Source organism: Priestia sp. FW507-14D1A (assembly GCF_058781295.1).
On sequence record NZ_JBYSWQ010000008.1, the window covers coordinates 40589 to 53176 of the forward strand.

Annotated in this window: 13 protein-coding genes and 1 riboswitch; of the genes, 5 read left to right on the forward strand and 8 right to left on the reverse strand. The window is 37.4% G+C overall.

The features are described from left to right. Position 1 precedes the first annotated feature (1 nt). A complete protein-coding gene (locus AC3WJG_RS22770) occupies positions 2 to 319 on the reverse strand; it encodes an ArsR/SmtB family transcription factor (protein ID WP_013081523.1) in 318 nt (105 codons plus the stop codon). 208 nt (positions 320 to 527) lie between these two features. Here AC3WJG_RS22770 and AC3WJG_RS22775 point away from each other — a divergent pair, with 208 nt between their 5' ends. Continuing rightward, positions 528 to 677, forward strand: coding sequence for a BH0509 family protein (locus AC3WJG_RS22775; RefSeq protein WP_013055132.1), 150 nt, complete (start codon positions 528 to 530; stop codon positions 675 to 677). Between the two features lie 224 nt (positions 678 to 901). Then, positions 902 to 2821, forward strand: a complete 1920-nt coding sequence (locus tag AC3WJG_RS22780; protein ID WP_060746124.1) for a heavy metal translocating P-type ATPase — start codon at positions 902 to 904, stop codon at positions 2819 to 2821. Between the two features lie 230 nt (positions 2822 to 3051). On the opposite strand, the gene AC3WJG_RS22785 is transcribed toward AC3WJG_RS22780, so the two are convergent. The 3 genes from AC3WJG_RS22785 to AC3WJG_RS22795 are packed head-to-tail and all read right to left on the reverse strand — an operon-like array spanning position 3052 to position 4757. Continuing rightward, complete coding sequence (locus AC3WJG_RS22785; RefSeq protein WP_013055130.1) at positions 3052 to 3891, reverse strand: YihY/virulence factor BrkB family protein; 840 nt, start codon at positions 3889 to 3891, stop codon at positions 3052 to 3054. Between the two features lie 14 nt (positions 3892 to 3905). Then, the gene (locus AC3WJG_RS22790) at positions 3906 to 4244 is read right to left on the reverse strand and encodes a hypothetical protein (RefSeq protein WP_028410141.1); all 339 of its coding nucleotides are present in this window, start codon (positions 4242 to 4244) and stop codon (positions 3906 to 3908) included. A gap of 39 nt (positions 4245 to 4283) precedes the next feature. After that, positions 4284 to 4757 carry a low molecular weight protein-tyrosine-phosphatase gene (locus AC3WJG_RS22795; RefSeq protein ID WP_013055128.1) on the reverse strand — a complete coding sequence of 158 codons (474 nt, stop codon included), beginning with the start codon at positions 4755 to 4757 and terminating at the stop codon, positions 4284 to 4286. A 176-nt stretch (positions 4758 to 4933) separates the two neighbouring features. On the opposite strand from AC3WJG_RS22795, the gene AC3WJG_RS22800 reads away from it, so the two are divergent. Both AC3WJG_RS22800 and ade read left to right on the forward strand, forming a co-directional pair. Further along, entirely contained in the window at positions 4934 to 5161 is a 228-nt protein-coding gene (locus tag AC3WJG_RS22800) for a DUF1128 domain-containing protein (protein ID WP_013055127.1), read from the forward strand. 182 nt (positions 5162 to 5343) lie between these two features. Then, positions 5344 to 5445, forward strand: a riboswitch (purine riboswitch). Positions 5446 to 5528: 83 nt separating this feature from the next. Beyond that, a complete protein-coding gene (ade, locus tag AC3WJG_RS22805) occupies positions 5529 to 7265 on the forward strand; it encodes an adenine deaminase (protein ID WP_492588611.1) in 1737 nt (578 codons plus the stop codon). Positions 7266 to 7503: 238 nt separating this feature from the next. Here the strand turns inward: ade and AC3WJG_RS22810 are convergent, their stop codons facing one another. From AC3WJG_RS22810 to hmpA, 4 genes are all read right to left on the reverse strand, one after another. Further along, positions 7504 to 8250, reverse strand: a complete 747-nt coding sequence (locus tag AC3WJG_RS22810) for a CAP domain-containing protein (protein WP_013055125.1) — start codon at positions 8248 to 8250, stop codon at positions 7504 to 7506. Positions 8251 to 8609: 359 nt separating this feature from the next. Continuing rightward, positions 8610 to 9122 carry a type 1 glutamine amidotransferase domain-containing protein gene (locus tag AC3WJG_RS22815; protein WP_013081517.1) on the reverse strand — a complete coding sequence of 171 codons (513 nt, stop codon included), beginning with the start codon at positions 9120 to 9122 and terminating at the stop codon, positions 8610 to 8612. A 143-nt stretch (positions 9123 to 9265) separates the two neighbouring features. Beyond that, positions 9266 to 10555: a lysine N(6)-hydroxylase/L-ornithine N(5)-oxygenase family protein gene (locus AC3WJG_RS22820; protein WP_098433752.1), complete on the reverse strand. Its 1290-nt coding sequence runs from the start codon at positions 10553 to 10555 to the stop codon at positions 9266 to 9268. A gap of 72 nt (positions 10556 to 10627) precedes the next feature. After that, entirely contained in the window at positions 10628 to 11809 is a 1182-nt protein-coding gene (gene hmpA, locus AC3WJG_RS22825) for an NO-inducible flavohemoprotein (protein ID WP_028410144.1), read from the reverse strand. A gap of 216 nt (positions 11810 to 12025) precedes the next feature. Between hmpA and AC3WJG_RS22830 the strand changes: the two genes are divergently transcribed. After that, on the forward strand, positions 12026 to 12475 hold the full coding sequence (locus AC3WJG_RS22830; protein ID WP_028410145.1) for an Rrf2 family transcriptional regulator: 450 nt from the start codon (positions 12026 to 12028) through the stop codon (positions 12473 to 12475). Positions 12476 to 12588: the final 113 nt, after the last annotated feature.

Genomic DNA, 12588 nt, shown 5'->3' on the forward strand with positions numbered 1-12588 from the left:
TCTATTCGTTATGTGCGCATTCTACGTGCTGAATTACTTGATGCAGTATTCCAACCACGTGTTCATCATCGTACGTATAGAAATACGTATTCCCTTCACGGCGATATTTTACTAAACGTAAATGACGCAAATGTGTTAACTGATGTGAAATAGCTGATTGTGAAACACCAAGCACTTCAACCATATGACCGACTGAACACTCTTCTTGAAATAGCAAATAAAGAATTTTCATTCTCGTAGGATCTGAAATAGCTTTTAGTATTCTTGACGCTTCTTCTACTGTTTGAGGCGATAAAAACGAATGTTCATCTTTTTTCATAACATCTCTCCGTTCATTATATGCAAGTATATGAGCATATGTTCATATATAAATTATAAAACACCTTTTTCTATATAGTCAATTATTTACGTCTTTCTAAATTTTTTTGCCTATTTTTAAAAAAAATCCACACAAAATACTTTTTCTGTTATATAATACAATTAAATATAATAAACTGTATTAAAACAGATGGAGAGGAGAATAATAAATGAGCAGACAAGAACGCAAAAACATGATTACATTTATTGAAACAATGAAGGGGATTGACCGTGAAACCTTAATGTACATGACGGATGCCGATATCGAGCACATTTACACTTCCGCTTATAAATATTATGAAGAACATTTAGATATGTAGTACGTTTTTTACAGAATGCAGACGTCCAGCTGCATTCTGTTTTTATTTTTTAGGCATTAGTCGTTACCTCCTTGCTTGTTCCGTGCTATACTATACTAAATATCCCAATTTAAAAGAGAAGAACTGAAAAAATGTGCTGCTATCGCTGAGATGGCAGCTTTCGTGTTTTTTTAGGGGTAATGATTGTGATTATTCTTCTCAATTATCGTTCAAGGAGGATTTGTATGGAAAATGCGTTACCTAAAAAACAAGAACAAACGCCTCAAACATCTTCTGCTGTCAACGTATTAAAAACACATGGTGAACTCATTGCTGCACTGTTAAGCGGCGTGCTGATTTTAGCCGGCTGGCTGCTGTCAAAACAGCAGGATACTGCTGTATCAATTACGCTCTTTGTATTAGCTTACGTGATAGGAGGATTTGCTAAAGCAAAAGAAGGCATTGAAGAAACGATTGAAAATAAAGAATTGAATGTCGAAATGTTAATGATTATTGCAGCCGTTGGAGCGGCTGTAATTGGCTACTGGACAGAAGGTGCTATGCTTATTTTCATTTTTGCATTAAGCGGTGCATTAGAAACGTACACCATGAATAAAAGCAACCGAGAAATTAGCGCCTTGATGAATTTACAGCCGCAAGAAGCAACGCGTCTGATTGGAGATCAAGAAGAAATTGTATCCATTTCGGATTTACAAATCGGTGACTTGCTGCTAGTTAAGCCGGGTGAACGAGTGCCATCCGATGGGATTGTTGTCTCAGGTCAAACAACGATTGATCAGGCTGCTATTACAGGGGAATCTGTTCCTGTACTAAAACAGCTCGATGATGAAGTATTCGCGGGCACGGTGAATGTGAAAGGCGCCATTACCATTAAAATGACAAAGCCAAGCGCTGAGACGCTGTTTCAAAAGATCATTCAACTTGTTCAAACGGCTCAAAGTGAAAAGTCGCCTTCTCAATTGTTTATTGAACGATTTGAAGGCACATATGTAAAAATTGTTCTATCGGTTGTGGCAGTTATGCTATTTCTCCCACACTATGTGCTTGGATGGAGCTGGACCGAGACATTTTACCGTGCAATGATTCTCTTAGTTGTAGCGTCTCCTTGCGCTCTGGTTGCATCTATCACTCCTGCTTCGCTGTCTGCTATTTCAAACGGAGCAAAAAAAGGAATTTTGTTCAAAGGCGGCGTTCATTTGGAAAGGTTAAGCCATTTAAGCGCAATCGCTTTTGACAAAACAGGAACGTTAACAAAAGGAAAGCCCGAAGTGACAAATGTCATTGTCCGTTCTGATATGAACGAGCAGGAATTTCTTGTTAAAATCGCATCAATTGAACGTCAGTCCAATCATCCGCTTGCTCAATCCATTGTTGACTTTGTGAAAAACAAGCAGGAATTGATGCTCGTTCAGCCAGATTCGCTTGAAGACGTTCCCGGATATGGTGTCATTGGGTCTCTTCAAGGAGATACGTGGAAGATAGGAAAAGCAGATTTTGTAGGTAAAGAAGATGCAGGTGAATTTGAAAATGGGATTTCATCTACGCTTGCCAGTGAAGGAAAAACGATTGTGTACGCAAAAGACCAGCATGGTATTGTGGGATTGCTTGCGCTAAAAGACGTTGTACGAACAGAAGCTGTAGATGCTGTTAAATCTCTTAAAGAGCAGGGTATTCATACCGTCATGATTACAGGAGACAGCGAAAAAACAGCCGAAGCCATTTCAAAAGAATGTGCAGTCGATGAATACATTGCAGAATGTTTGCCTGAAGCGAAAGTAGATAAAATTAAAGCGTTAAAAGAAAAATTCCCTACCGTTTCAATGGTAGGAGATGGCATTAACGATGCACCTGCTCTGGCTACTGCTAACGTTGGAGTAGCCATGGGAGAAGGAACGGATGTGGCACTTGAAACAGCGGATATCGTTTTAATGAAAAATGATCTATCAAAAATTTCGGATGCAGTAGCTCTTTCCAGACGAATGAACTCAATTGTGAAGCAAAACGTTATTTTTTCTATTGCCGTCATCTTTTTATTAATTTGTTCGAATTTTTTCCAAGTGCTTGATATGCCATTTGGTGTTATAGGTCACGAAGGCAGCACCATTTTAGTTATCTTAAACGGCCTTCGCTTGCTAAAATCTTAACGCAAAAAAAGCCTAACGTATTTGTTAGGCTTTTTATTATGGAAATCAATGCCTTAATGGTAACCGTTTTGTCCATTTTGGCTGTTGCTTGTTTTATGCTTTGGCTGGCTCTTTTTATTTTGCTTTGTATTGCTTCCGTCTTTTTTTGTATGCTTTGTCATGATGTAAAACCTCCCTTTCACTTTGTTAGTATGCTCATATCTTGCGAATGATTTCATCCCAATTTGTGACTATGAAGATTTAACTCGACGGTCGTAGAAAATAGCGTTAATTTCTCCTCCAATAACGATAATCATCCCCGATAGGTACAGCCAAATAAGCAGGATAATAATTCCGCCCAAGCTTCCATATGTAGCTGTATAGTTATTGAAATGATTTACGTAATACGCAAACAGCATTGATACCACTGTCCATCCGACAGTAGCAAAAGCCGCTCCTTTTACAACATTTCGAATCAGCAGCTTTTTATTAGGAGCAAAGTAATACAACCCCGTAAAAACAGTAAACAAAATGAGGCCGCTGATAATCCAGCGGGAAGCAGACCATAAAGCGAGAAAGGTTTCTGAAAACCCAAACGTAGACGATAAATAAAGACCAATCATATGACCGAAAACCGGAAGTAAAAGCGCTACAATAATAACAAATATCATCGCAAAAGTAAGGAGAACTGCCATACCTCTCGCCACTAAAAAAGGCCGATTTTCTTGTACGTGATACGCTCGGTTAAATGCTCTTACAATCGCATTAATTCCATTTGAAGCAGACCACATCGTCGCAATGATACCAAAGGACAATAGCTTTTCATTATGAGAACCAATGATATGGGAAACGTTGCTTTCAATCATGTGCAGCGTTTGCTGTGGCGCTACATTTTCGACCAAGTCAAGCAGGTCTGTTGATTCCAATGGCAAAAATCCAATCAGCGTAATTAAGAAAATTAAAAAAGGAAATAGCGAGAGCAGCAAATAATAAGCCAATTCAGCTGATAAACTGGGCAGCTCATCTCGATGAATGCGACCCATCAGTTCTTTGCCAAACCTTACGATGTTATTCATGTACATTCCAGCCATATGTGCCTCCTTATTTATTTTTGTTCATCACCATACTTCTCCACAAATGCTTCTTTTGTATCGTTTACAATTTCCATCACCTGAGGCGTTGTTTCTTTTAACTTTTCTACTTTTCCTGCTACAAATGATACATCTTCAGAAACTTGCTCAATGGTCGTGCGAATGGTTTCGTATTTCTCTTTGACAGTATCCGTTACAAGTTCAGGGTGCTGAATAAGATTTGTTGTTTTGTCTTTCAGTTTTTTACTTCCTTGAATGACGGATCTTCTTGTTTCTTTATCAAATAAAGAAATAGCTCCTCCTATAATTGCTCCAATGACAATACCTTCTACTAGCTTATTGCGTTTACCCATTTGTCGTTTCTCCTCCGTTTTTTATTTTTTAAGTATCGCTTATTCCGAGAAATGCTTCTCTATAATTTCGTCTAAAAGAGCCTTGCATCCTTCTTGAACTAAGTCATATACTTCGTCAAAGTTTCCCGTGAAATAAGGATCAGGCACATCTTCAATATGTAAATCGGGCACAAAATCCAAAAGCCTTGCAATATAACCTGTTTTAGTATGTCCAGCCATTCTTCTCAGATTTCCTACATTTTCGACATCCATTCCAATAATATAATGAAATTTAGCTACATCTTCTTGAATCACTTGTCTTGCTGTTTGCCCTTTAAAATCAATGTTGTTTTTCGTTAAAATAGATTGCGTCCCTTCATGAGGAGGATTGCCTTTGTGCCAGCCTCCTGTGCCTGCAGAATCTACGTGAATTTGTCCTTCCAGCCCTTTTTTCTTTACCATATCTTTAAAGACCGCTTCTGCCATGGGTGAACGACAAATATTTCCTAAACAAACGAATAATACGTTAATCATAGTCTCGACTCCTTTCCCTTATTACAAACATTATATACAATCATTTTTAAACTAAAAAATAGTTTTCTTTTATTTATATCGTTTCCACTCTTCTGTGGATAAGAACCTGACATAAAAGTGTTCACACGATAAAAACATGTTACAATAAAAAAAACGCAACTGGAAGGATGAACAAAGTGGATTTATCAGTAAAATCTCCAGAGAATATTAAACATATGGTCGATAGCATTAGTGAAAAACTGCGCATGCTAAATATCGGAGCAATTAAAGCTGAAGCTTTTGACGAAGAAATGTATGAAGACTTAAAGTACTTGTACGATATGGTAATGAGAAAAGATTCTTTTAGCCCAAGTGAAATGCAAGCGATCGCGGAAGAATTAGGTACACTGCGTAAACAAGCTTAATGACAACTCCGTCAATGACTAATAGCCATTGACGGTTTTTTCTACATTTTTTTCTATACATGAATGCTGCGCCTTTTAGCGAGCAAATAAGAGTTAAATCGTTTACATACACATAGATGAAATATTCCCAAAAATCTTTCTTTTTTATTAGGAATTGACGTTTTTATTATTTGTCTATAGAATGTATCGAAATACCTAAAGCTCGTATAGTCTTGGAAATAGGGTCCAAGAGTTTCTACCGAACTACCGTAAATAGTTGGACTACGAGGGTTGAACATCATTCATACTGCATTTTTATTCTTCTTTATGTTCTCCCTTACATAGTCCTTCATTGTTATTCAGTTATACAATGAGAGGAGTCACATTCATGTTAAATACAAAAACAACCTTAAAAAAACAGCTTGCTGTTGCCAATAAAAAAATACCTGCAGATCTTGTAGTGAAAAACGGGAAAATTATCGATGTCTTTACGCTTTCCATCATTGAAGCTGATATTGCGATTGCTGATGGAGTGATTGTTGGAATAGGTCAATACGATGGGAATAACGTCGTGGATGCAAAAGGAAAATACATTTCTCCTACATTCATTGATGGACACGTTCACATTGAATCATCAATGGTTACACCTAAAGAGTTCTCAAAACTTCTTGTACCTAGAGGCGTCACAACTGTCGTAACGGACCCTCATGAAATTGCGAATGTTTCAGGGAAATCTGGCATTGAATTTATGCTTCAAAACTCGGATTCCATTCCTTTAGACGTATTTGTAAACTTACCTTCAAGCGTGCCAGCAACTCCTTTTGAAAGCTCTGGAGCTGTCTTAAAAGCAGCTGACTTAGCGCCATTTTTCTCTCACTCTCGCGTGCTTGGATTAGCAGAAGTGATGGATTTCCCTGCTGTGCGAGATGGAGATGACGATATGCTCGATAAATTACAAGCAGCTAACGATGCAAACGGCGTAATTGATGGGCACGGCTCAGGGTTAGATGCTACGGGCGTTAATATTTATCGTACCGCTAACATTTCAACAGATCATGAATGCGTAACAGCAGAAGAAGCAATTGAACGTATTCAGCGCGGGATGTATGTTCTGATCCGCCAAGGTTCTGTCGCTAAAGATTTGAAACAATTATTACCTGCTGTAAATGAACGCAACGCGCGCAGATTTTTATTCTGTACAGATGACAAACACCTAGATGATTTATTAACGGAAGGTTCTATTGATTATAATGTTCGTTTTGCTATTGAACTCGGGCTGGATCCGTTAATTGCGATTCAAATGGCTTCGTTAAATGCCGCTGAATGCTACGGGTTAAAAGATAGAGGTGCGGTTGCTCCTGGTTACAAAGCGGATTTTATTCTATTAGACGACTTAACCGATATATCTGCAGCACATGTCTATCAAAACGGAGAGCTTATTGCTGAAAATGGAGAGATGCTTTCTGTTCAAGAAGAACAAATTGATCTTCCAACAGAACTAATGAATTCTGTTCATCTCAAAGAGTTTTCCATTAAAAAACTTACGATACCACTTCAGCACAATCGCGCTAATATTATTGAAATTAATCCAAACAGCCTGATTACAAATCATATTGTAGAAGAAGTTCAAGTGAAGCAAAACGAATTTCAGTCTTCTGTAGAAAACGATCAGCTGAAAATGGCTGTTGTTGAGCGTCATCATCTAACAGGGAATATTGGTCTTGGAATTGTAAAAGGTTTTCAGTTAAAAGACGGAGCGATTGCTACCACGATTGCTCACGATTCACATAATATCGTAGCCGTAGGAACAAATGATGAAGATTTAGCAAAAGCAATTGCGGCAATTGAAGAAATCGGCGGAGGTATTGCTATTGTAAAAGGCAATGAAGTGATTGGCTCCCTCCCTCTTTCCATTGGAGGATTAATGTCACCTCACCCTTACAATGAAGTAAACAGCTCACTTAAGCAGCTTCACGGGGCTCTTCATGAGCTTGATATTTCACAGAAATTCAACCCGTTGCTGACACTGTCTTTCTTAAGCTTGCCTGTTATCCCATGTCTAAAATTAACCGACAAAGGATTATTTAACGTAAAAGAATTCAAGCATATCACCGTTCAAGCATAAAATAAAAAGGACTCTTTCGAGTCCTTTTTATTTATATCCTTTAGACGGCGCAGTTCGAGTTTTACGATTTTTATAATGACGATATCCTTCTTTTAAAAGGATAGGAAAAACAGCGACTAGAATTTTTTTTAATATACGTCCCAATTTAAGGCACTCCTTTACGTGTTCTTACTTTACTATACCCAAATTGGACAGCTAAAAACGCAAAAAAGAGCAGGTATATCCTGCTCTTTTTGTATTACTTACCGATAAATTGTTGAGTCCAGTACGTAGTATCACCTTTTACGTATCCAACACCAATTTCAGTGAAATCAGGGTTTAGAATGTTTTTGCGGTGACCGTCACTGTTCATCCAAGCATTCATTACATCTTCAGGAGATTGCTGACCTTTTGCAATGTTTTCACCTGCTGTTGTATATTCAATGCCGAATTGTTTCATCATATCAAATGGTGAACCATATGTTGGTGAATTGTGGTCAAAGTACCCTTTGTCCATCATGTCTTTTGATTTAGTGCGTGCAACGTCACTTAATTTTTTGTTAAGTGTTAGAGGTTTTAAACCTTGTTTTTCACGCTCTTGGTTCACTAAATCTACGACCTTTTGTTCGAATTGACTAGCATCTTTTGTTTGTTCTGCTTTATCAGTATTTTCTGATTGTTGAGCTTTTGTGTTTTGCTGTGTTTGCTCTGGAGCTTTTGCTTCTTCACTTTGCTCTGGTGCTTGTGCTTGTTCCTGTGGAGCTGCTTCAGCTTGCTCTGGTGCTTGTGTTTCTTGTTGTGGAGCTGCTGCTTGAGCAGATTGGCCTTGAGCGTTAAATTTCTTTAATAGCTCATCTACATTTATATTTTGTGCTGCTTGAGCATCTTTAATGTTAATTTGTTTTGGAGTGTTGCAATCAGGAGCTGCTGCATTTGCTTGTCCTGCTGTTAGTAATCCTAATGATACGGCACCTGCGACAGTGGCAATACGAAACCTTTTCTTCATGTTTGAAATCCTCCTATGTGATAATAAAGTTTTTTTGTAAAACCGCAACGCATCTAAGCTTTTAGCAAGCCAATCTCGTGATGCACCCTCATTGTTGCATGAAAACTATGAAACTCGCAACGTCTTTTAAGCTACCAAAATTATACTTTCATTTATGTAAAAAATATTTCGATTGTGTTACGTGGCTTCTATCTATTGATAGTAAAAGGTTTTCATATTCTTTTAGAAACCTCTTCACCTAATGCAGTAATATAACTGTAAATTCCTCGTCAAAATCGTTACATATAAAAAAGGCGATAACAGAGTGGTAAACCACCCTGTTATCGCCTTTTACAGAAAGTTTTGCTAATATTATTTACTTATTTTAAGACATTTACTGATTCACGTACGAATGCTTCCATATCGTCTGGTGTACGGCTTGTAACTAGTTGATTACCGCATACCACCACTTCTTTGTCATGGAAGTTTGCACCTGCATTTTTCAAATCAATAGCAATTGATTTGAAACCAGTTACGTCACGTCCTTTTAATGTTTCAGCATTGATTAGCAGCTGTGGTCCGTGACAGATAGCCATAACCGGTTTGCCTTCATCCATAAATGATTTTGTGAAAGCTACGACTTGATCGTCCGCACGTAAGATATCTGGTGAGAAACCTCCCGGTAAAAACAATGCGTCAAAATCTTCTGGTTTTACATCCGCAATTGCTTTATCAATTGTTAATGTTGTTTCGCCTTGTTTACCTGTTACTTCACCTGTTTTAACATCGATTTTTGTTAGCGTATGGCCTTCTTCTTCAAAGGCTTTGGCTGGATCTGTATATTCCACATCTTCAAATAAATCTGTTACTAATACTGCAATTTTCTTACTCATTCTAAGCAACTCCTTAATTGATTTGTGTACTAATGTTCTATAAATAAAATACCCGTACACTATTCTTTTAAACATAGTTTATGGGTAAAAAACTTTTCTACAATAATCAAAAACCACATTGAAGATTTTTATAAAGAAGAAATTCAAAACAAATTAAATGTCTGAAACGTCGTCTCTTCTGGAACTGGGTACACGTCTCTCCCTGCAATCACGTTCAGAATACGCTGATTGCGCTGAACGGATAAACCAAGATTTGTTGCGCCAGATCCATGTGAATGTTCAATATTGGTTAACGTAAAAAAGTGGTGGTTACGGGGTTGTTTAAAGACAAGCCGGTAATCTTTTGTGACTTTAAAACGCTTGTCATCTTCCCATTCGATATCATCTTTTATTCGTTCGATGAACGGCGAAACCTTCGGCTTATAGCCCGTGGACAATATCAAACGATCCGCTTCGTATTGAAAAGAGCGTTCAACCTTTAATTGTTTGCACTCCAGCTCATATCCACTTCCTTTTTTATGAATATCACTTACTTCAGTCGAAGCTTGAATCGTGACGGGTACTTTTCCTTTAAGTGAACGATGATAAAGTAAATCATAGATTTTCGTTAAGGTAGAAGATTCAATTCCGTGACGTAAAGGATTTAAATCTTCTACCGTGCTTGTACGTTCCTCAAAAGGCAGCGAATGAAAATAATCTACATAGTCTGGCGAAAATAACTCTTGAGCAAGCTTGGATTGATCAAGCTGAAAAAAATTAGAGGATCTTGTAAACCATGTAAGGTGGTAATGATGTTCAGTCTGTTCTTCTAGTAAATCAAGAAAAATCTCTGCAGCGCTTTGCCCTGAACCAACGATCGTTACATGTTTTCCTTTTTGAATCTCTTCTTTTTTATGTAAATAGGCGCTGCTGTGTAAAATATGCTCATTCAGCTTTTCTTCAAAAGCCGGAGGTACAAGTGGAATGCTTCCTGTTCCCATTACAACGTGTTTAGCATTTACCGTTTGAATTCCCTCAGGTGTTTCTACCTTTACTTCATAATACTCTTCTTCATTTTTCGGTATCACGTCCACAACTTTTGAAGAAAAGTGGCAGGAAGATAGCTGCTCCGCTACCCATTTTGCGTACTCGTTGTATTCTTGACGCGGAATGTCAAAACGATTAAAGAAAAAGAACGGATACAAGCGTTTTTGCTTGTGAATGTAATTTAGAAAAGAATAGGGGCTTGTTGGATCCGCAAATGTAACTAAGTCTGCTAGAAACGGAATCTGCAAGTCCGTGCCGTCAATTAACATGCCCGGATGCCATTCAAATTTCTCTTCTTTATCAAAGAAGATGGCATCAATTTCATCAAGAGGCTCAGCAAGGGCCGCTAAGCCTAAATTAAAAGGTCCTATTCCTATTCCCACCATGTCATACTGCGTATTTGTCATCTTTAAACTCCCTTTCATAAAAAAAGCTAACAGTATTGTCTACTGTTAGCTTTTTACCCTTTTTCCATACATTTATGCGGAAGGAGTCATACTCATTTTCGGGCCAAACGATTCATACATGATATTTTCTTGGGAAATACCCATTTCAGCTAGGCCTTCTAACACCATTTGCGTAAATGAAGAAGATCCACAAACATAATAATATGCATGTTTATCACCGGCATATTTAGCTAGCTCTTTTTTAGTTAAGCGACCATACGTTATATGTTCATCATGCTGAGCTGTTTGCGCTTGACTATAGAAAACGTGTTGTTCAAACGTATATGTCTCTGACAACGATTGAAGCTCTCGTTTCATTGCATGAAACTGCTCATTTTTAGCACTGTGAATAAATGTTACTTCTTGATTGTTTTCTAGTGCTTGATGAAGCATTGACATCATTGGAGTAATTCCTACACCTCCGCTGATAAATACTGATTTACTATTTTCTTTTAAGACAAAATCTCCTGCTGGAACGCTGACTTCAAGCAAGTCTCCTTCTTTCAATTGGTCATGTAAATAAGTTGACACGACCCCGTCTTCCATTTGCTTTTCTTTTTTCACCGTAATTTTATAGTATGGTTGGTTTGGATAGCCAGATAAGCTGTACTGACGAATGGATAAATACTCTTGACCAGGAATTCGTACACTCACATACTGACCTGGCAGAAAAGCAGGCAGCGCTTTTTGATCAGGTGATACTAAATAAAACGAGTACACGTCTTCTGCTTCTTTTACTTTTTTATTGACCATTAGTTTTTTATAATCTTTCCATCCTTTTTCTTCGGCTTCTTCATATAATTCTTTCTCCACACTTATGAATACGTCCGCAATGGCACCGTATGCTTCTTTCCAAGCTTCCATAATCTCATCGGTCGCAGCTTCTTTTAAAACATCTTTAATTGCTTTTAATAAGAACTCTCCGACAATTGGATAGTGCTCTGCTTTTACGCCGATACTGCGGTGTTTATGAGCGATTTGCTTTACAACTGGAAGCAGCGTTTCAAGACGATCGATGTACTGCGCAGCGGCATAAACTGTATTAGCTAACGCCATTTGCTGACGGCCTGTTTTTTGATTTGTTTGGTTGAATACATTTTTTAAAGAAGGATACTGTTCAAAAAGCATCTCATAAAAACGAGTTGTAATTGCTTGACCATGCTGTTCTAAAACAGGAACTGTACTTTTTACAATAGAAATAGTTGTTTGTTTCATAACTTTCGCCTCCGAAAGATTCATTTTTAAAAGATATATTTTTAATACATCTTTATAATACTCATATCCTACTTAAAAAGATATATTTTATATACATATTTAAAGAAATGTTCACAAATTCACCCTGTCAAAAATGTGAGCATTCTTTCTGTATTTCTTAGATATAGACATGCTATTATAGATATATCAGCTGCTGATAAGAGAAGAGGTAAAAAGATGAGGCTCACACAATATACAGATTACTCACTGCGAGTTTTATTATATTTAGGCGTTCGCGATAACAATAAACTAAGCAATATAAAAGAAATTGCTGAAGCGTATAATATTTCAAAAAACCATCTTATGAAAATCATTCACGAGCTTGGGAAACTTGGCTTAATTGAAACAATCCGAGGACGAAACGGCGGTATTCGTTTAGCTCAGCTTCCAAAAGACATTAATATTGGAAAAGTGGTACGTCAAACAGAAGAAGATTTTCATATCGTTGAATGTTTTGACCGTGAAGGAAACTTCTGCATTATTAGCCCCGTCTGCAAGTTAAAAAGTGTTTTGCATGAAGCCATGCAAGCCTTCATTAAGGTTTTAGATCAGTATACATTAGAAGATCTAATCCAAAATAAAGACGAATTAAACCTCCTCCTTCTATCTCAAAAAAACGAGGAATGAGTAAACTAAAATTTACCTGAAATCATTCTCGTTTTTTCGACCTTTTTCCCTTTCATCATAAAATAAAAGATGTTACAATGAGGCACGTATTGGAAAGACAAGATGTCTCCATT

Bases quoted from the DNA above. Each gene is read 5' to 3' on its own strand.
- AC3WJG_RS22770 (WP_013081523.1), bottom strand. From the start codon at position 319: ATGAAAAAAGATGAACATTCGTTTTTATCGCCTCAAACAGTAGAAGAA.
- AC3WJG_RS22775 (WP_013055132.1), top strand. From the start codon at position 528: ATGAGCAGACAAGAACGCAAAAACATGATTACATTTATTGAAACAATG.
- AC3WJG_RS22780 (WP_060746124.1), top strand. From the start codon at position 902: ATGGAAAATGCGTTACCTAAAAAACAAGAACAAACGCCTCAAACATCT.
- AC3WJG_RS22785 (WP_013055130.1), bottom strand. From the start codon at position 3,891: ATGGCTGGAATGTACATGAATAACATCGTAAGGTTTGGCAAAGAACTG.
- AC3WJG_RS22790 (WP_028410141.1), bottom strand. From the start codon at position 4,244: ATGGGTAAACGCAATAAGCTAGTAGAAGGTATTGTCATTGGAGCAATT.
- AC3WJG_RS22795 (WP_013055128.1), bottom strand. From the start codon at position 4,757: ATGATTAACGTATTATTCGTTTGTTTAGGAAATATTTGTCGTTCACCC.
- ade (WP_492588611.1), top strand. From the start codon at position 5,529: ATGTTAAATACAAAAACAACCTTAAAAAAACAGCTTGCTGTTGCCAAT.
- AC3WJG_RS22810 (WP_013055125.1), bottom strand. From the start codon at position 8,250: ATGAAGAAAAGGTTTCGTATTGCCACTGTCGCAGGTGCCGTATCATTA.
- AC3WJG_RS22815 (WP_013081517.1), bottom strand. From the start codon at position 9,122: ATGAGTAAGAAAATTGCAGTATTAGTAACAGATTTATTTGAAGATGTG.
- AC3WJG_RS22820 (WP_098433752.1), bottom strand. From the start codon at position 10,555: ATGACAAATACGCAGTATGACATGGTGGGAATAGGAATAGGACCTTTT.
- hmpA (WP_028410144.1), bottom strand. From the start codon at position 11,809: ATGAAACAAACAACTATTTCTATTGTAAAAAGTACAGTTCCTGTTTTA.
- AC3WJG_RS22830 (WP_028410145.1), top strand. From the start codon at position 12,026: ATGAGGCTCACACAATATACAGATTACTCACTGCGAGTTTTATTATAT.